The sequence below is a fragment of the Thiosocius teredinicola genome (assembly GCF_002009425.1).
GTDB lineage: Bacteria > Pseudomonadota > Gammaproteobacteria > Chromatiales > Chromatiaceae > Thiosocius > Thiosocius teredinicola.
In genome coordinates this window covers 1,159,636-1,179,176 of the sequence record NZ_CP019936.1, presented here as the reverse complement: position 1 = coordinate 1,179,176, position 19,541 = coordinate 1,159,636, and the positions used below count along the sequence as shown (strand labels likewise).

Here is a 19,541-nt window from a genome sequence, read left to right as displayed (position 1 = left end):
GTCGAAGGTCAGGCGACAATGCGGCGGTGATCGCCGTTAGTTCGCGCTTCCGCCAACTTGGCCCCGGCGCGCTCGCGCAGATCGGTCAGCGGCTCACCCGGCTCACGCAACACCACGCCCATGCTGGCCGTGATCTTGACGATATCGCCGCGGAACTCCAGCTGCTCGCGCGACAACATCATCGCCAGACGCCGGCAGAATGCCTCGGCCTGCGTCAGCTCCTCGCACTGCAGATACACGGTGAAATCGCCGCCATCGTGCTCGCGCACCGGCAGGTCGCCTTCGCGCGTCTGGCCACGCAGTTGGCGACCGGCGAACTCGATCAGCGTCTCTACCGCCTGTTCGCCGTAGCGACGCTCAACATCGTCGAGATAATCGATCTGGATGCGCACTACCGCGAGCTGGCTGCGCCCGCTGCGATCGTCGCGCGCCATCTGGTTGGAAACCGCCTCATCGACGTACGACTGGCGATACAGGCCGGTGGCCGGATCGCGCGTGCCATTGTCCGCCTTCAAACGGCGAACCTGCCATAGCAGCGCCAACGAAGCGACGATCATCAGGACCGCAGCGAGCAGCAGTGCGACCGAAACGAGCGAGACGCCAGTAACCGCAACGGTTTCGGTCTGCGGTGCAGGTGGCTGCCCTTGTGCGCTCAGGTCGAACCCCGGTGTGAACCACCCACCGAGCAACAGACCGAACAAGCCGACCGCGACCAAGGCAAACAAAAACGCTGTGCGTTTCATCGGCTTATCGTCTGCAGCATCCGCAGCGCCTCTCATCACACTTTTCCTGATCGAATGCCCATTTGCACGCTAGCGGCAGGCCGACCTTTTTTTAAAACCGGTCGGCCTGTGTACAATCGCCTACCTTCGCACCCGAGCAGTTTGAGGCAGCCAATCGCTATGGCCCAATACATTTACACCATGAATCGCGTCAGCAAGATCGTGCCGCCGAAACGGCAGATTCTGCGAGACATCTCTTTGTCGTTTTTCCCCGGCGCCAAGATCGGCGTGCTCGGCCTGAACGGCGCGGGTAAATCGACATTGTTGCGCATCATGGCAGGAGTCGATACCGATATCGATGGCGAGGCCCGCCCTCAGCCCGGAATCAAGGTCGGGTATCTGCCGCAAGAGCCGCAGCTCGATCCGAACAAAGATGTACGCGGCAATATTGAAGAGGCCCTAAGTCACATTACCGATGCGCAGGCCGAGCTCGACAAGGTATACGCCGCCTATGCTGAGCCGGATGCCGATTTCGACGCACTGGCCAAACGCCAGGGCGAACTGGAGAACATCCTGCAGGCATCGGACGGTCATAACCTCGAGCGTCAACTCGACGTTGCGGCTGATGCATTGCGCCTGCCCCCTTGGGACGCCGATGTCACCAAGCTTTCGGGTGGCGAGCGTCGTCGTGTGGCGCTGTGCAAACTGCTGCTGTCGCAACCCGACATGCTGCTGCTCGACGAACCGACCAACCACCTGGATGCCGAGTCCGTCGCCTGGCTCGAGCGTTTCCTGCACGATTACTCCGGCACTGTGGTTGCGGTTACCCACGACCGCTACTTCCTCGACAACGTTGCCGGTTGGATTCTGGAACTCGACCGCGGCCACGGTATTCCGTGGGAAGGCAACTATTCATCCTGGCTGGAACAGAAAGAGAACCGCCTCGAACTGGAAGAAAAGCAGGAACAAGGCCGCATCAAGGCCATGAAAGAAGAACTGGAGTGGGTTCGCTCGAATCCGAAAGGGCGTCAGGCAAAAAGCAAGGCCCGCCTCGCCCGATTCGAAGAACTCCAGAACCAGGACTTCCAGAAGCGCAATGAAACCAACGAAATCTACATTCCGCCCGGCGAACGCCTCGGCGACCTGGTGATCGAAGCCAACGGCCTGCAAAAATCGTTTGGCGACAAACTGCTGTACAAGGATCTGACCTTCAACCTGCCGAAAGGCGGCATCGTCGGGATCATCGGCCCGAATGGCGCGGGTAAAACGACACTGTTCCGCATGTTGACCGGTGACGAGAAGCCTGACTCGGGCGAATTGCGCATCGGCGACACCGTCAAAATCGCTGCAGTCGACCAGAGCCGCGATTCACTGGATGACAAAAAGACCGTCTGGCAGGAGATCTCAGACGATCAGGAAATCATCACGGTCGGCAACTTCCAGATGCCGTCACGCGCATACTGCTCGCGTTTCAACTTCCGTGGTTCGGATCAGCAGAAGAAGGTCGGTGACCTGTCCGGCGGTGAACGCAACCGCGTACATCTGGCAAAGCTGCTGAAATCCGGCGGCAACGTGTTGCTGCTCGACGAACCGACCAACGACCTCGACGTCGAAACCCTGCGCGCGCTTGAAGAGGCCTTGCTGGCCTTTCCCGGCTGCGCAGTGGTGATCTCGCACGATCGCTGGTTCCTCGACCGCATCGCGACCCACATCCTGGCATTCGAAGGCGATTCGGAAGTGGTCTGGTACGAAGGCAACTTTGCCGACTATGAAGAAGACAAGAAACGCCGGCTTGGCGACGAGGCGATCAACCCGCATCGCATCAAGTACAAGCGCATCGACGCCTGAGCTCCCCCCAAGAGCACAGTCGACGCAAACAAAAAGGCCCCGATCAGTATCGGGGCCTTTCTGCATCACCGGCCGCTACGCCGGTAACCACACTGCTTTTCGATCTATTGCGCTTCTGCCTGCGGTGCCGCCGGAGCACCCGGCTGCGGCATCGGGGGTAGATAACCGTAAGGCGCGCCATAGTAAGGGACATAGCGGTTGTAGCCGTGTCCCGAGCCGTATCCGTGGCCGTTGCCGTTACCCGATCCATACCCGTTGCCACGCATCGAGGCCGAGAACGTCATATCGAACGTGAAATCGGCGTCGCCAATACCGTCAGCGAAGCCGTTGTTGTAACCGCTGCCGAAACCACTCGCGTCGTTCCAGCCCCAGAAGGACCACGCATGTGCCGTAGCCAGCATGGCAACCATTGCGATGATCAGTTTCATGTTTAAATCCTTTGTACTGCTTAGCGCGCATCGACGACCTTTCTGTCGCCAGTGCCACACTTGTGAAGTATATAAGTATATTCTGAAGTATCAAGTCTTTTTATCGGCCGAAAGTTTTTTTCTTGAGGACTGCTGTTCCTGAATCGCCGTATGCGGAGCTCAACATGACCGATGCCGACCAATTCTTCGCCCGGGCCAACCGTCTGCTGGAACGCTGGGAGGCCCAGATAGACGGCCGCGCGCAGCCGCCTGATTGGACCTACGATGCCTACCGCTGGCGCCACGACCGGCGCGGCGTACGGCTGGTGCCCGTCCGCCATCCACATCGGGTCGACCTCAAAGACCTGCTGTGCATGGAGCGACAAAAAGCCGAGGTGGTGCGCAACACGGCACAGTTCGTCGCGCGCAAGCCGGCCAACAACGTGCTGCTGTGGGGTGCACGCGGCACCGGCAAGTCGACCCTGATCAAGGCGGTGTTCAATAACTTCGTCGATCAAGGCCTGCGCCTGATCGAAGTCGAAAAGGAGCATCTGGTCGACCTGGTGGAGATCGTCGAAACACTCGAAGGCCGCCAGGAGCGCTTCCTGCTGTACTGCGACGACCTGTCGTTCGAGGCCGATGACGCCGGCTACAAATCCCTTAAAGCGGTCCTCGAAGGTTCGATCGCTGCACCGGCCGACAACGTGCTGATCTACGCCAGTTCAAATCGTCGTCACCTGTTGCCCGAGATGAAGGCCGAGAACCTAGACGTGCACCAGGTCGACGGCGAAATCCACCCCGGCGAGGCAATCGAGGAGAAGGTGTCCTTATCAGAACGCTTCGGCCTGTGGTTGTCGTTCTATCCGTTCACCCAGGACGAGTACCTGCAGATCGTCGAGCACTGGCTGGCCCAGCTGGATGCAGGAAGCTGCGACGATGAAGCGACACGATTGGCCGCAGTGCAGTGGGCCGGCCAACGCGGTTCGCGCAGCGGACGGGTCGCTCGTCAGTTTGCCGTCGATCAGGCAGGTCGACATGACTGAAGAAGTGACCGTACGACGCATCCGCTTCGACGACCCAGCCGATGCTCGACAGTATGTCGATTTACTCGATGCCTATGCGCGCGATCCGATGGGTGGCGGCACTGCGCTGCCGGATGAAGTCCGCGAGCGCCTGCCCGGCGACCTGGCGAGCCATCCAACCGCGCATGGTCTGTTTGCCGAAATCGACGCCGCACCGGTTGGCTTCGCGACCTGTTTTCTCGGCTACTCCACGTTTCGCGCGCAGCCGTTGCTGAATATCCACGACATCGCCGTACTGCCGACGTGGCGCGGCAGATCGGTCGCCAAGATACTGCTGGAAGGGATCGTCGATCTCGCACGTTCACTCGATTGTTGTCGGGTCACCCTCGAAGTGCGCGAAGACAACCCGCGCGCGCAGTCGGTCTATCGCGCAGCGGGATTCAGTCCGGCCGACTGCAGCTTGTTCATGACCAAGTCGATCGATCGATAAATGGCCCGCTATCCCTTGCTGCCAGAATGCAGAGCAAAAAAAACGCCCCAAGCAGGGGCGTTCCTCCATCCACCTTGTGAACTCTTTCTGTGTCTGTGAGTCCTCGGTTTGCGCGGGAGTATACAGACCAAGTTAAGTTAAGAAAAATAAGCGGTTGTTAATACGCTTCAACCTCTTACCGACGGTCAGATAACGCGCTTGGTGGCCGACTGGCCGCCACGAAGTCACAGCGAAACATCAGCCGCTGGCGGCCAAGTTTTGCTGCAACGCAGCAACACCCGCGGCGCCTAGCACGACGGCGCTGGCAAACAACCCAACCTCATCAAGCGACAAGGCGGACAACGGCAGCAAAGTGTCCGGCAGGTCGGCGACCTGAGTCGCAAGGTCGGACAACCGTTGTCGCAGGCGAGTCAGCCAATAGGCGGCAGCCACCGCCGACATCACGCCGAGCACCAACAGCAATCCGACGTGCCGCGCAATCGATGACCGCCCGCCAAACCACGCACCGAAGCCAACGGCGACCCCTGCAAGTCCAAGCGATAGCCCAGCAAACAATGGGGACCGAAAAGACTCCGCCACCGATGTGGCAAAGAACTTTAGCTGCAGGCTATCGACCACGTATCGAATCGCCCAATCGTGACCAACCCAACCGATGGCGAAGTAAATTGCGGCCATGGCAAAGGTGATGATCAGCGTCGCCTTCGTCGTCATATTGATGACTCAGGCAGCGGGCGTGACGTGGGACGGGTGGTCGTGGCGGCTTGCCGCCAAGCTCGAAAAACATTCATGCGGATTGCACTGCGTCGATTCGCGTGGAGTTGGCCGTCGACCTTACACCAACGGGCGTTCTCAGTCGTCGCTCGGAATGCCGCCGAGCCTGAGGGTCAAGGGGTCCAATTACCTCAACAATCGCCTTCGAAAAGGCACCAGCGGACGTAAGCAGGACGCGGCGCGCCCGCTCGGCTGCGGCCACCACACGCAGACCTCAAGATCAAACAACCGCTACCCGAGGGCGAGCGCTGCGAGTCGGTTTACAACGACACTTCGCACGACGACGGACGAGAAAGTCCCTTTCCAATCAATCCATTGAAATCATCGCCCCTTACCACCGCGGGCGGGACGAGCGACCCCATTCATCATCCACGAGGTCGCAGCCGTCGGACCAATCCAACTCTGTTTGTCAAAAAAATGAAATAAATTTATAGTTTATCTGTCACAAATCTCAAAAGGACACGAGATGCTTCCTCGCGGAGTGCCAGCCATCATGCTGGCAACAATCGCCAGGCAGTACCGGTGAGAATTCCATTTACCGATCCAGCTGCAGGAAGAATTGCGGCCGGACTCGCGGCGTGGACAAAACCGAAAGGCACATCTAGCGCCGACAGCGAGGTATTGTCGCTCGTCGCCCGCCACTTCGACCTGCGTCAGCCAACGGGCATATCTGTAAAGCCCTTGGCCATCACCAACAATTCCAGCCTCTTCCGCGTCAGCGGCGAAACGCTTCCATCCGACATCCTGGTCAAGCGCGTCAATACGCACGACGCCGACCGTCAATACCGATCACTCGTCGAGATTGGTGAGTCATTTCGCGACCCGTATTTCTGTGTGCCACGTGCGATCGGTTACGACCTTCCCGAACAAACGATTTTCATGGAGCACGTCGATGGACCGGATCTGCGAAGACTACTGCTCGCCGGTGACGATCCGAAGTACGACAAAGACCGCTCGGTCGAAATGGCTGGTCAGTGGCTCCGGGCTTTTCACAGCATCAATGTGGCGACGCCTTCCCCCATCGACGTAGATAAGAAGCTAAGAAATGTCCGCCGAGCCCTTGATCGCGTACGAGTACATTATGAGAACGACCCCCGGTTGAATGCCGTTATCCGCCAGTTCTTCGCTGATGCTGAACAGCTGCAGGAGCTACCAGTTCCCACGGGGATCATTCATGGCGATTGCAAACCAGCGAACCTTCTGTTCGGGGCGGAGCGTGTAGCAGGCATCGACTTCCGTGACGGCGCCCGCGGCCCCCAAGTCATGGATGTGGCGCAGTTCGTCAACAACCTACGTCTGCTCGGCATTCATCCGCTTGGCATCCGACACATGCGGCGAACGGAGAATTGGGTACGGATTTTTCTTCAAGCCTACCGCCAGCCGCCATATGACTTTCCCGAAGAGGCTTTGCGCTGGCTGCGGTTGCATCATTACCTTCGTCACTGGAGCGAAGAGCGACTGCGCGGTTCGTGGAAAGGCAGGCTTCAGGCCTCTTGGCTGAGGAAACAGATTATCGCTCTGACACACCAGATTGACCGCGACGCACACTGATGTCGGCGCCTTTTTGAAGTACCCGGCCCAGATAGTGTTGTATGAGTCGCTATGAAATAATCGAACGCAAGATCGGCTTTTCTTGCAGGGAGTTGCACGATGGAACAGGCTAGCGGGGGTAAATACCGGAAGAACTGGGACCCCTCAGAGCATTACAAAGATATCGCCGTGGCTGAGGCTTATGACAAGGCCCGGTTCTCCAGCGTGGCCGGCCGTGTTTTCGACCGACTCGAAAAGAACGCCCTCGGAAAAGCGCTGTCGGCGCTCCCAAACGACTCCCTGATTCTTGATGCACCGACGGGTACAGGGCGGCTGGCCGAGAAGATGTTGCAGATGGGACATCGAGTTGTGGGCGCGGACATTTCGCCCCAGATGCTGCATGTTGCCGAACGCAAGCTTGCCCCATTCGGCGATCGATACACGACCATCCATTCCGACGTCCATGACCTGCATGGCGATGCTTTGCACGTCGACGCAGTAGTCTGCGCTCGCGTTCTGATGCACTTCCCATTGTCGGAGCAGATCGATTTTCTCTCGGCCGTGGCCAAGCTGACCGATGGTCCGGTTATATTCAATCAATCGGTAGTGACCGGCTATCATCGTGCGCGTCGAGCGTTGAAGAAAATGCTTCGTAATCAGGCGCCGGCGGCATTCCCGCTATCAAGTGATGAAGTAAATCAGCTTATCGACGGTGCAGGCTTGGTTGAGGAACAGAGGTACAGCGTGATGCCCGCCGTAAGCGAAGCGGTGTTCTTCGTCTGTAGAAAACGTCACCAAGCGTAGCCACGGCGACGATACATCGCCAGGATCAAGATCAGAACAACATCAAGGGACCAGAGTACTTGAAACGGTGACGGCGCTTTGAGTCAAACGTTGTCGATTCTGAGTCCAATCTTCCCGCATACGGTCATTGAATGGGAATCAACCCGGTACGCGCCGGTGTGGTGAGCGCACCACAGCATTACCGCTGGTCGAACTATCGCCATCCTGCACAGAGTTAGCGGGACTGCTCGCACTAATCGCGCGATACATATCAAAGACCTCATCGGATACTCCCCTATCGCCATAGCGACGATCGCTAAAGCGAGACCTTTCGTGATCGAGAAAGCTGACTCGTCGATTCCGGCCGACGACTAGGCTACCGCGCTTTTCAGAGTTGGTTTGCAGAACTTCCCTTGAAGGCAGTGCCCACACGATGCTGTCGCGACCCACCCAGCGGCTTAAGGCGCAGCACCAGCAGTACCACCAGAATCCCACCATAGATCACCGGCTCAAGCACATCGGCCTTGACCAGCCAAACGAAGTGCAACACGCCTAACGGTGCGATCAGATAGATCAGCTTGTGCAGCGACTTCCAACGCCTGCCGAGCCAACGCATCATGCCCTTGGTCGAGGTCACCGCGAGCGGCACGAGCAACAGCCACGCCGCAAAACCGACCGTGACGTACGGCCGCTTGGCGATATCCGCAACGATATTGCCCCAGCTCAACTGCTGATCGAGCCAGACCCAGGTCAGAAAATGCAGTGAGATATAGAAGAAGGCGAATAGCCCCAACATGCGCCGAAAGCGTAGGAGTTGCGACATACCCGTCAGTTGCCGCAACGGCGTAACCGCCAAGGTGATCAGCAGAAATCGCAATCCCCACTGACCGGTCACATCGGTCACGCGCTCCAAAGGATTTGCACCGAGATCACCGATCACCGTGCCATAAGCAAGCATCAGAAACGGCACGAGGCACAGTACAAACACCCATGGTTTGACCACGAACCTCAGCCATCGATCGGGTAATACGGCAGCAGACATCAGTAGAACTTGGCGAGGTCCATTCCGCGATAGAGATCGGCTACCTGCTCGGCATAACCGTTGAACATCATGGTCGGCTGTTTACTCGAAAACAGACCGGCGCCGATGATACGGTGACTGGCCTGACTCCAGCGTGGATGGTCGACCTCAGGATTGACGTTGGCGTAAAAGCCGTATTCGTGCGGCGCCAGTTTCCACCAGGTGGTCTCCGGAATCGTCTGGGTGAACGAGATACGCACGATCGACTTGATGCTCTTGAAGCCATACTTCCACGGCACGACCAAACGCAACGGGGCCCCGTTCTGATTGGGCAGCAATTCGCCGTACAGCCCTGTCGCAAAGATCGCGAGCGGGTTCATTGCCTCATCCATACGCAAGCCTTCGCGGTACGGCCAGTCCAATACTGCACGCCGCTGGCCGGGCATACGCTCCTTGTCGACCAACGTTTCAAACGCCACATACTTGGCCTTCGATGTCGGCTTGAAGCGTTTGAGCAGGCTGCTCAACGGGAAGCCAACCCAGGGAATCACCATCGACCAGGCCTCGACGCAGCGCAGCCGGTAGATGCGTTCTTCCTGCGGAATACTACTGAGGATGTCCTCGATGCCGATCTCACCGGGCGCTTCGCACTCGCCGTCGACAACAACGGTCCAGGGACGTGTCTTGAAGTCCTTGGAGTTCTCTGCCGGCTGGCTTTTTCCGGTGCCAAATTCGTAGAAGTTGTTGTAGGTGGTCACATGCTCGTATTCCGTCAGCTCCAACTTGTCGCCGTAGGCCGTGTCGATCACGTTCGGGATCGGCGTGCCTGAACCGGAAGGCTTGACCAGGGCACCTGCAGGGCCCGATGCTACAGCGCCGATCCCCAACGCGGCGGCAGCTTTGAGAAATTCGCGGCGCTTGGCATAGACCTCAGGCGAGGTGATTTCCGAGGGTCTGACGTCTGACGGCTTTTTGATCAGCATGTGTTACACCTGTAGCGCTTGTTCGCAATGAGACCTGCCGGCGCGCGGTTTCATTTCACGATGAATCCCCGGGACGGACGCGGTTTCGCCTCACCTGCCACAAAATCGGAGCCAATGCGCCGAAGAACGTGGCCATCATCGACCATTCCTGCGACCCACCATAGGCGAGCACGCCGAATCCGGCGCTGCCACCCAGTAACACTGACAGCAAAACCAGACGAATTCTCCGGCAGACCGAGCATCTTTTTCGCGCCATGTGCTGATCTGGGCCCCACCACGACTTGAGTTCGAAGTCCCAGCGTAATACAAAAGTGGCATGTCGAGCGCTACCGACATCCCTGCCGCGCGTTGTTTTGGACAACGCATGCTCAGCCCGTTTCGCGGCGTCATGCACTCGGTCGTGACCGAATGGGCAGATGCCGTGACCACCGACGGCCGGGAATGGACGCTATACGTGCGTGGCGAATGCCTTTACGACGATCTGGCGGATTTCGAGGGTGAGAAACTCACGATCCCCGACGTCAAATATGGTACTTGGTCGGCAGCGGCGGGTTTCGCGCGATCACCGATCCGGCTACCCACCTTCGATGCCAAGGTCAGACACGAAGGCGAACGGCTGCTGACAGCCGTGCAAGCCCATGCTGACCAACTGCCCTTCCCATTGACCGACCGGTTCGAATACTGGCTGCTGCACGGTGAGTCGCGTTTGCCGCTTGCGCTGATTGCGTCAAGCTGCAGCTCCGAGTTCGAGCCGCCGGTGGTGTTGCGTTGGACGCCGGGACAACTGTGCATGGCCGAAATGGCCGAATCGCGCACGCTGCATGACGCGGTCAACCGATTGGCCGGCCAACAACCGCAGGCAATGTGGTTCGAGCGCCATGCCGATGGCAGCGGCACCCCGGTCGTCCACGCTGGCGGAGCAGCGGCGAAAGGAGAAACGCCGCTCGCGGCCGACACCTTCGCCGAGTTCTACCTCGACGCCAACGCACTCGATGACGGACTGGCGCATTTGTTCGAGCAGGTGCTGGCTTGGCAGGCACCGGCACTGCTGCAGTTACCGACACTCAGCAATGCACAGCGCAGAGAGTTCGAAACCGCGGCCTGTCGACATGCCTTGCGCCTGGCCGAGCAATTGCCGCTCTATCCCTGCGTCCTCGATGAGACGCAGATCACCGCCGCGCTGGTCGAGGCACGACTACGCCGCACGACCGGCGCCACCCTCGACAGCGCCGCGTCCGGCGGCAGCCTGTCACCCGACTACATCGAGATACCCGACGCATAGCGTGCTACGCCGCTTACTGGCCGATCCCTGTAGTGAACAGTGACGAGATCAACTGTTCGACCGGTGCATTGTCGTCGGTGAGGATCGGGACCGTGCCGAGCGCTTCGATATCGGTCGACAGGCGCTGGGTGACACGCAACCAACGGCGACGCGGCTGAGTCACCGCATTCAACTCATCGGGCACGCCGACGATCTCGGTAGGTTTCTTCGACGCACTGAGCACGTAAGTGACGCGTGACTTTTCGTACGGAACCTCGTGCAGCCAGACATCGACGTGGGCAAACACATCGCCCAGCGTGCGCATCATCGCCATGGCCAGTCGCCCGTCCGGATAGGTGTCGACCAGGTTCAACACGTAGATGCCGTCGTCTGTGAGGCGCGCGTGAAGGAGCTCGGCAAACTCTCGTGTCACTAGGTGGTACGGCACAGAAACATCGTGGAAGGCATCGCCGACGATGATGTCGAAACGTTCGCCCGCGGGTAAGCGACGCAGCACGGCGCGCGCATCGCCGTGGATAACGCGCATGTCGCCGTCGTCGAGAAACAATTCGTCGCGGGCGATCTGCGTGACCACCGGATCGAGTTCGGCAACCGTAATGTCGACCGGCATACTCGCGAGCCACATGGCGCGCGGTTGCGTGTAGGCGCCGCCGCCGACAAAGAACGCCTTGAGCGATGCCTTGTCATGATGGTGGCGACACATCAGTTCCTGCATCAACTGCACGTAGGGCGCAGAGAGATAGGTGCCATCGTTCTCGACGTTGGTGCCGTGCAATAGATGATCCAGCACCAGGCTGCGTGCCTTGCCCAAGGTCGGGTGCTCGCCTTCGTCGATCGTGCGAATACAGAAATAGCTGCTTTCGTGATCGCAGGGAGACGCCAACGCCGGGTTGAACCAGGTGGAGATCCCCAGGCCTATCGCCGCTGCAAAGGCAACCGCCGTTGCCGTCAACCGCTTCGGTCCGGTCAACGGCGTCATCAACACCAGACCGCAGAGAAACAGAGATACACCGCTGGCCAGCACCACATTGCGCGATCCGAGTGCCGGAATCAGCCACCAGGCAGCAGCGAAGGTGCCGATGATGCTGCCGGTTGCACTCAGCGCGTGCATCATGCCGACAATATGGCCGGTACGCTCACTCTGTGCCAACGCCAGCGTCGTCAGCAGCGGTGTAACGATGCCGATCAGGATCGCCGGAAGCAGAAACAGCGCCATCACGAGCACCAGGCTGGTGCTCAGGATCGACAGTTCGATGTGTTCAAGCCGACTGGCAATGAGCCACAAGATCCACGGGACCGCCAGCGAGGCCAGCCCGGACAGCAGCAGGACGCCACCGGCCGCGCCCGCGGTCGCCCGGCGGTCGGCCCAGGCACCGCCGAGCGCGTTACCGACCGACAGGCCGGCCAACACGATGCCGATGACGGCCGACCAGGTGTACAACGACACGCCGACATAGGGTGCAATCAGACGCGCCGCGACGATCTCGAGCACGAGCAGCAGTGCCGAGCTCAGGAAGACAACGACGGCGTACAGCGCGATGCGTTGCTGCGGCGATGTCATGTCGCGGAGCTCACGCGTTTGGCGAGGTCAATAGCAATCACGTGAACAGCCCAACCATCAGTAGTGCGGCGGCGGTGGTTCCGGCGCGCCCGCTTCGCCCAACGGCGACGGTTTGAGTTCCGCCAGTACATTTTTCACGTGCTCGAGTTCGTCGCGCAGGCGGTCGATCAGTTGTTGCTGCTCGATCACCGTCTTGCTGAGCGATTCCAACTCGAGTTCCTGGTGGGCGAACTTCACCTGCAGATCTTCGATGGCGTCTTGCATATCAGCCCAACCAGCGACGCGCGTTGCGGAACAGGCGACGCCACGGCGCATCTTCGAGCCAGGTGTCGGGGTGCCAGGAGTTCTGCACCGCGCGCACGACGCGCTCGGGATGCGGCATCATGATGGTCACACGGCCATCGGCACTGCACAGCCCGCTGATGCCGTCCGGCGAACCGTTCGGATTGGCGGGATAGCGGTGGGCGATATCGCCACTGTTTTCGATATAGCGCATGGCGACGAACGGCTGCGCACTGGAACGATGCACATCGTTGCCGAACTCTGCGCGCCCTTCGCCGTGTGCGACCGCAATCGGGATGCGCGAACCGGCCATGCCGTCGAGTAGGACCGACGGTGTCTTGGCCACCTCGACCATGACGAACCGGGCCTCGAACTGCTCCGAGCGGTTGCGCACGAAATGCGGCCAATGGTCCGCCCCCGGTATCAGGCTCTTGAGGTTCGACAACATCTGGCAGCCGTTGCACACGCCGAGGCTGAAGGTGTCTTGGCGGTCGAAGAAGGCACTGAACTGGTCACGAGCACGGGAGTTGAACAGGATCGACTTGGCCCAGCCCTCGCCGGCCCCCAGCACGTCGCCGTAGCTGAAGCCACCGCACGCCGCCAGACCCTGGAAGTCATCCAACGTGACCCGACCGCTCAAGATGTCGGACATATGTACATCGACGCACTCGAATCCGGCCTTGCTGAACGACGCAGCCATCTCGACCTGGCCGTTGACGCCCTGTTCGCGCAGGATCGCCACTCGGGGCCGGCGCGTTTCGACGAACGGTGCCGCGATATCGTCGTTCACGTCGAACGTGAGTTTTACCGAAAGACCCGGGTCTGCTTCGGTGATCCGCGCGAACTCTTCGGCGGCGCAATCCGGATCGTCACGCAGCGCCTGCATATGCCGGGTTGTTTCCGACCAGATCTGCTGCAGATTCGAGCGCCGGTCTTCGAAGATATGCCGCTCGCCGTGACGGATGTGAATCACATCGGATTCGACAACGGTTCCGATGAGCTGACAGCAGGTACCCAGACCGGCCTGCTCCAACATGTTCATGACATCGTCGCTGTCGGTGTGCCGCACCTGCAGCACAGCGCCCAACTCTTCGTTGAACAGTACGGCAAGATCATCTTGCGCGAGCCCGGCCAGATCGATCTCGAGCCCGCAGCGTCCGGCGAACGCCATCTCGCACAAGGTGGTGAACAGCCCGCCGTCGGAACGGTCGTGATAGGCAAGCAGCAGGCCTTCGCGGTTGAGGTCCTGCACCGCGTCGAACATGGCCTTCAGCAACGCCGCATCGTCCACGTCCGGCGCCTGGTTGCCGATCTGTCGGTACACCTGGGCCAGCGCCGAGCCACCGAGGCGATTGCGTCCCTGGCCGAGGTCGATCAGCACCAGGTCGGTATCGCCACGATCCGTGCGCAACTGTGGCGTTAACGTGCGACGCACATCGTTGACCGGGGCGAACGCCGAGATGATCAACGACAACGGTGCCGTCATTTCGCGACGCTCGTCGCCCTGCTGCCAGACCGTCTTCATCGACATTGAGTCTTTGCCCACCGGTATCGCGATACCGAGCGCCGGACAGAGCTCCAGACCGACCGCGCTGACCGTCTCGTACAGGCGAGCATCTTCACCAGGGTGACCTGCGGCCGCCATCCAGTTGGCGGAAAGTTTCACATCGCCGAGCCTGTCGATCGAAGCGGCCGCCAGGTTGGCCAACGCCTCACCGATCGCCATTCGCCCGGATGCGGCGGCATCCAGCAGTGCAAGCGGCGTGCGCTCACCCATGCTCATCGCCTCGCCACGGTAGCCGTCGAAATCGGCCACGGTCACGGCGACATCGGCGACCGGTACCTGCCAGGGACCAACCATCTGGTCGCGCGCCACCATGCCGGTGATGCTGCGATCGCCGATGGTGATCAGAAATGTTTTGTTGGCAACCGTCGGCAGGCGCAATACACGTTCACCGGCAGCGGCTGCGGTAACGCCGTCGAGCGCAAGTTCTTTGAGAGCAGGTTGCAGACGTTGTACGTCGCGATGCATGCGCGGCGGTTTGCCGAACAGCAGACTCATCGGCATGTCGATCGGATTGGCGTCGAAGTGTCGGTCACCCAGTGTCAGGTGCTGCTCGTCGGTCGCCTCGCCGACGACCGCAAAGGGACAGCGCTCACGCTCACAGATCGCCTTGAAGGTGTCGAGCTGGTCTGCAGCCACCGCGAGCACATAGCGTTCCTGCGACTCATTGCACCAGATTTCCATCGGCGACATGCCGGGGTCGTCATTCGGCACCTCGCGCAATTCGAAGTTTCCGCCGCGCTCTCCGTCGTGCACCAGTTCCGGCAAGGCATTCGACAGACCACCGGCGCCGACATCGTGGATGAACAGGATGGGGTTGTCCGCGCCACGTTGCCAGCAACGGTCGATCACCTCTTGGCATCGCCGTTCCATCTCAGGATTGGCGCGTTGCACGGAGGCAAAGTCCAGATCCTCGGCCGAGGTGCCCGACGCCATGGACGAGGCGGCGCCGCCGCCTAGTCCGATCAGCATCGCCGGGCCGCCCAGGACGATCAGCGGCGTACCGGCCGGGAAGGGCTTCTTCTCGACATGTGCCGCGCGGATGTTGCCCAGGCCACCGGCCAGCATGATGGGTTTATGGTAGCCACGCAGTTCGTCACCTTCGGCCGCCGGCACCTGCTCTTCGAAGGTACGGAAATAGCCGAGCAGATTGGGACGCCCGAACTCGTTGTTGAACGCCGCGGCGCCGATCGGGCCTTCGGTCATGATCTCGAGCGCGCTGACGATACGTCCGGGCTTGCCGAAGTCATGCTCCCACGGTTGCTCCGCGTCGGGAATGCGAAGATTCGAGACCGAAAAGCCGCACAGGCCGGCCTTAGGTTTGGCACCGACGCCGGTCGCGCCTTCGTCGCGGATCTCGCCGCCCGAGCCGGTTGCCGCACCGGGGTCGGGCGAGATGGCGGTCGGGTGGTTGTGCGTCTCGACCTTCATCAGGATATGGATGTCTTCGTCGTGACGGCCATAGATACCGTTGTGCGGATCGGGATAGAAACGGTAACCCTCGCTGCCCTTGATCACCGCAGCATTGTCCTTATACGCCGACAACACATCCGCGGGCGATTGCTCGGTCGTGTTGCGAATCATGCCGAACAGCGAGTGTGGCTGATCTTCGCTGTCGATCGTCCAACTCGCGTTGAATATCTTGTGCCGGCAGTGCTCGGAATTAGCCTGGGCGAACATCATCAATTCGACGTCACTCGGATTGCGCCCCAGCGCCGTGAAGCTCTCGACCAGGTAATCGACTTCGTCATCCGACAAAGCCAAACCCAGTTCGGTATTTGCCTTCGCCAGCGCTTCACGGCCGCCGGCCAGGACGTCGACGCTGGTGAACGGTTTCGGTTCCGCGTGTTGAAACAGCACGTCGGCACGATCCATATCCTCGAGCACGATCTCGGTCATGCGGTCGTGCAGTTCGGCCGCAATCGCCTGCCGCCGCGCCGCATCCAGCACGACACCATGCAGCCAGTAGGCGATACCACGCTCAATGCGCACGATGTTCGTCAAACCGCAGTTATGCGCGATGTCGGTCGCCTTGCTCGACCACGGCGAGATAGTGCCGGGCCGCGGTACCACGAGAAACAGATCACCTCCCGCGGTGGCCTCACCGTGTGCCGGGCCATACTCCAGAATCTTATCGAGTACCGCGCGTTGTCCGGCGTTCAGTTCGCCGTCGGTTTCAACGAAATGCATGAAGGTCGTCTGGACGGTCACGCCGCTGCCGACGAGCGGCGTCAGGCGGGCCAGAATCTTCTGCAGGCGGAAGTCAGAAAGGGCGGGCGCGCCGCGCAATGTGAGCATGGATACCCCGGGGCACAAGAGACTACTGGGAAACTTTGAATGATACTTCAGCGCGCCTACCGCGTCAGGTAAGGATCGCGAACCAATCGCTCGCCTCGTCCTGGATCAGCAGGCTGAGGCAGTCACAGATGTCGTCCGATACGCACGCCAGTGCCGATCGCGCCAGATCGGGCGAATTGTTCTTCTCGCTCAGGTGGCCGGCGACCAGGTGGCGCAGGCGGGTGTGATCGATCTGTTGCAGAAAATCCGCCGCCTGCTTGTTGTTCAGGTGACCGTAGTGGCCCCCGACGCGTGCCTGGAGGCTCGGCGGATAGGGCCCATTGGCCAGCATGTGCGGATCATGATTGCATTCGAGCAGCAGCGCATCGACGCCATTGAACGCATCGACGACGCGCGGCGTGATGCTGCCCAGATCAGTCAGCAGACCGAAACGTACCCCGCCATGCTTGAAAACGAACTGCGTAGGTTCGCGCGCATCGTGCGGCACCGGTACCGGCAGGATATCGACATCGCCGAGACGAAAGGCGCCACCATGACCGGCAAACAGGTTGAGCGTCTTGATCGCACCGTATTCTGCGGCGCGCCAGGTACCGTGCGACATCCACACCGGCACACCGAACTTGCGTGCGACCGCACCCACGCCGCGCATGTGGTCGCCATGTTCGTGGGTGACGAGGATGGCGCTCAGCGCGGCGGGATCGAAATCCAGCCGTTCACAGCGCGCGACGAACTCCCGCGCAGCGAATCCGCAATCGACGAGAATGCGAGTTTCGCCAGCCTCGATCAGTGTCGCGTTGCCCCGACTGCCGCTGCCGAGCGAGGCAAATCGAAACGCCATCGTCGATTAGCGAATCTGCTCTTGTAGCAGCGTCAGGATACGTACCGCAGTCGGCGAGTTATCCGGCTTGCCTTGTTCATCGGCGACCGCTACCGCCACCTGGTCGTTGCGCGTGCCGACCTTGACCTGGTAACGATTGTCCTTGTCGATTTCATCGTCATCGGACCAGAACGCCAGGCTCTGCAGGAAGCTCTTGTCCGCTGCCTGCTTCGAGGGGTCGTTGTAACGAACATAGTAGATGCCGGCTGATCGGTCGCGATCTTCAACCGCGAAACCGACGCGGTCCAGTGACAGTCCGACCAGACGCCATGCCCGACTGAACGAATCGTCGATCAGCAACACGGTGCCATTCTGGGTATTCAGCAATTGAGAACGCGTCGGCTCCTGCTCGCCGCGCGCAGCCAACTGCGTGCGCGCACGTTCATCGGCGGCGCCGAGGTAGACCATCAGGCGACGCAGCATCTCGGCCTCGAGTTGCGGATCGCGTTCGCGCGGCACCCAAACCGTATTCTCGACACCGGAGCCACCCGCAGACTGGATGACCTCTTCTTCCATGCCGAAATGCGTCATATAAACCTCGGTAGCGCCGCCATTACCGGCACGCTCGAGCCGCACCCGGTATTGGTCGCGGGTGCCGGTTTCATACAGGCCGTCGAACACGCTGCGGATCGTGTCGGTGACGATGTCGCGTTTGATCTCCGCACGGTTTTCCAACCAGCTGGTGCGCATGACGCCGACCGACGGATCCTGTTCGAGCATCAGGATGCCGTTCTCCTGCCAAAAATCGATCACGCGCGGCCAGACTTCTTCAACCGGCGACTGAACCAGCAGATAGCGTACGCCCCCATCGTTGACGATCTTGAAACCCTGGATCTGCGGCAGGACGCTGCCGTCGGATACGCGCCGCGCGCCTTCGTCTACACCACGCAACTTGCGGTCGGTCACGTATTCCGAGTAGCTGGTCGACACACCGCCAAAGTTGTCGGGCACGCTCATTCGATCATTCATGCGATCAGAGGTCAGGTCCGGCGGCAATTCGAGGTTGCGTTCTGCCTGCTTCTCGCGCTTGTACTCGACTGATTTGTCGGGCAGCACCTTGTCGGCACTCCAACTGCTGCAGGCAACCAGTCCGGCGCTCAACAGCACAAGGACAGCGTGACGGGACAACGTTTTAATCATGCTTGAAAATCCTGCGACGCTGCCGTGGCAACGCTCTCTGGTCGGTTCTTATAGTATGCCTGCGTGCTTCATGGCGGCGCGCAGTTCATCGTGATACCTGTCCGCGAACCAGGTCAACGGCAGGCGGATACCGCGTTCGATCATCCCCATCTCGGCCACCGCCCATTTCACCGGGATCGGATTGGACTCGAGGAACAGTTTCTGGTGCAGGCCCGCCAGCGGCGCATCCAGTTCTGCCGCCTTGTCGCGATCGCCGGCCAGCGCGGCCGCACACATCGCATGCATAGCCGCCGGTGCAATGTTCGCCGTCACCGAGATGTCGCCGTTGGCGCCGGCGAGAATCGCCTCACGCGCGGTCGCGTCGTCACCGCTGTAGATCGCGAAGTCCGGGCCACACAGTTCGCGGATCTGCGTGATCCTCTCTACCTTGCCGGTCGCTTCCTTGACACCGATGACGTTGTCGAGTTCCGCAATGCGGGCAACGGTTTCGGGCAGCATGTCGACCGCGGTTCGGCCGGGCACATTGTACAGAATCTGTGGGATATCAACGGCCGCGGCGACCGCTTTGTGATGTTGGTACAGGCCTTCCTGGGTTGGCTTGTTGTAGTACGGCGTGACCAGCAGACAGGCGTCGGCGCCAGCCTCGCGGGCGCAAGCCGTCAGCGCGATGGCCTCGCTGGTCGAGTTGGCGCCGGTACCGGCAATCACCGGCAGGCGCCCGGCTACGTGCTCTACCACCAACGAGATCGCTTCGCAGTGTTCTTTTTCGTCCAGCGTGGCGGACTCGCCGCTGGTGCCGACCGCCACGATGGCATCGGTACCCTGCTCGATGTGCCAGTCGATAAGCTTGCGAAACGCCGCTTCATCGATCCGGCCATCCGGGTGCATGGGGGTGACAATGGCGACCAGACTGCCCTGGATCATCCGACGGCTCCGATGGAAACTAAGCGCGCCATTCTA

Annotated in this window: 17 protein-coding genes; 6 read left to right on the top strand and 11 right to left on the bottom strand. The window is 60.4% G+C overall.

Going from position 1 to position 19,541, the window contains the following annotated elements; translation table 11 throughout:
- Window positions 1–8 precede the first annotated feature (8 nt).
- The gene (locus tag B1781_RS05745; protein ID WP_078118743.1) at window positions 9–779 is read right to left on the bottom strand and encodes a GGDEF domain-containing protein; all 771 of its coding nucleotides are present in this window, start codon (window positions 777–779) and stop codon (window positions 9–11) included.
- A gap of 123 nt (window positions 780–902) precedes the next feature.
- On the opposite strand from B1781_RS05745, the gene ettA reads away from it, so the two are divergent.
- Entirely contained in the window at window positions 903–2,570 is a 1,668-nt protein-coding gene (ettA, locus tag B1781_RS05740; RefSeq protein WP_078118742.1) for an energy-dependent translational throttle protein EttA, read from the top strand.
- 104 nt (window positions 2,571–2,674) lie between these two features.
- Here ettA and B1781_RS05735 read toward each other — a convergent pair whose 3' ends face one another.
- Complete coding sequence (locus B1781_RS05735; protein WP_078118741.1) at window positions 2,675–2,998, bottom strand: sulfur globule family protein; 324 nt, start codon at window positions 2,996–2,998, stop codon at window positions 2,675–2,677.
- A gap of 164 nt (window positions 2,999–3,162) precedes the next feature.
- Here B1781_RS05735 and B1781_RS05730 point away from each other — a divergent pair, with 164 nt between their 5' ends.
- Together B1781_RS05730 and B1781_RS05725 are read left to right on the top strand one after the other, a co-directional pair.
- On the top strand, window positions 3,163–4,020 hold the full coding sequence (locus tag B1781_RS05730; protein WP_078118740.1) for an ATP-binding protein: 858 nt from the start codon (window positions 3,163–3,165) through the stop codon (window positions 4,018–4,020).
- A complete protein-coding gene (locus tag B1781_RS05725; protein WP_078118739.1) occupies window positions 4,013–4,489 on the top strand; it encodes a GNAT family N-acetyltransferase in 477 nt (158 codons plus the stop codon). The genes B1781_RS05730 and B1781_RS05725 overlap by 8 nt, the downstream gene beginning before the upstream one ends.
- Window positions 4,490–4,726: 237 nt before the next feature.
- Here B1781_RS05725 and B1781_RS05720 read toward each other — a convergent pair whose 3' ends face one another.
- Window positions 4,727–5,200, bottom strand: coding sequence for a hypothetical protein (locus B1781_RS05720; protein WP_078118738.1), 474 nt, complete (start codon window positions 5,198–5,200; stop codon window positions 4,727–4,729).
- 582 nt (window positions 5,201–5,782) lie between these two features.
- Here B1781_RS05720 and B1781_RS05715 point away from each other — a divergent pair.
- Both B1781_RS05715 and B1781_RS05710 read left to right on the top strand, forming a co-directional pair.
- Window positions 5,783–6,811 (top strand): aminoglycoside phosphotransferase family protein, encoded by a 1,029-nt coding sequence (locus B1781_RS05715; protein WP_164513266.1) that lies wholly within the window; start codon window positions 5,783–5,785, stop codon window positions 6,809–6,811.
- A gap of 99 nt (window positions 6,812–6,910) precedes the next feature.
- A complete protein-coding gene (locus tag B1781_RS05710) occupies window positions 6,911–7,594 on the top strand; it encodes a methyltransferase domain-containing protein (protein ID WP_078118736.1) in 684 nt (227 codons plus the stop codon).
- A gap of 367 nt (window positions 7,595–7,961) precedes the next feature.
- Here B1781_RS05710 and B1781_RS05705 read toward each other — a convergent pair whose 3' ends face one another.
- Entirely contained in the window at window positions 7,962–8,615 is a 654-nt protein-coding gene (locus B1781_RS05705; protein ID WP_078118735.1) for a protein-methionine-sulfoxide reductase heme-binding subunit MsrQ, read from the bottom strand.
- A complete protein-coding gene (msrP, locus tag B1781_RS05700) occupies window positions 8,615–9,577 on the bottom strand; it encodes a protein-methionine-sulfoxide reductase catalytic subunit MsrP (RefSeq protein ID WP_078118734.1) in 963 nt (320 codons plus the stop codon). The genes B1781_RS05705 and msrP overlap by 1 nt, the downstream gene beginning before the upstream one ends.
- Window positions 9,578–9,893: 316 nt before the next feature.
- Between msrP and B1781_RS05695 the strand changes: the two genes are divergently transcribed.
- On the top strand, window positions 9,894–10,859 hold the full coding sequence (locus tag B1781_RS05695; protein WP_078118733.1) for a hypothetical protein: 966 nt from the start codon (window positions 9,894–9,896) through the stop codon (window positions 10,857–10,859).
- Between the two features lie 13 nt (window positions 10,860–10,872).
- On the opposite strand, the gene B1781_RS05690 is transcribed toward B1781_RS05695, so the two are convergent.
- The 6 genes from B1781_RS05690 to dapA form a co-directional block, all read right to left on the bottom strand.
- Entirely contained in the window at window positions 10,873–12,420 is a 1,548-nt protein-coding gene (locus B1781_RS05690; RefSeq protein WP_078118732.1) for a fused MFS/spermidine synthase, read from the bottom strand.
- Window positions 12,421–12,477: 57 nt separating this feature from the next.
- A complete protein-coding gene (locus tag B1781_RS05685; RefSeq protein WP_164513265.1) occupies window positions 12,478–12,684 on the bottom strand; it encodes a SlyX family protein in 207 nt (68 codons plus the stop codon).
- Between the two features lies 1 nt (window position 12,685).
- Window positions 12,686–16,564 carry a phosphoribosylformylglycinamidine synthase gene (gene purL / locus B1781_RS05680; RefSeq protein ID WP_078118730.1) on the bottom strand — a complete coding sequence of 1,293 codons (3,879 nt, stop codon included), beginning with the start codon at window positions 16,562–16,564 and terminating at the stop codon, window positions 12,686–12,688.
- Between the two features lie 64 nt (window positions 16,565–16,628).
- Window positions 16,629–17,402: an MBL fold metallo-hydrolase gene (locus B1781_RS05675; RefSeq protein ID WP_078118729.1), complete on the bottom strand. Its 774-nt coding sequence runs from the start codon at window positions 17,400–17,402 to the stop codon at window positions 16,629–16,631.
- 6 nt (window positions 17,403–17,408) lie between these two features.
- Entirely contained in the window at window positions 17,409–18,581 is a 1,173-nt protein-coding gene (gene bamC / locus B1781_RS05670) for an outer membrane protein assembly factor BamC (protein ID WP_078118728.1), read from the bottom strand.
- A 48-nt stretch (window positions 18,582–18,629) separates the two neighbouring features.
- The gene (gene dapA, locus B1781_RS05665; protein ID WP_078118727.1) at window positions 18,630–19,505 is read right to left on the bottom strand and encodes a 4-hydroxy-tetrahydrodipicolinate synthase; all 876 of its coding nucleotides are present in this window, start codon (window positions 19,503–19,505) and stop codon (window positions 18,630–18,632) included.
- Between the last annotated feature and the right edge of the window lie 36 nt (window positions 19,506–19,541).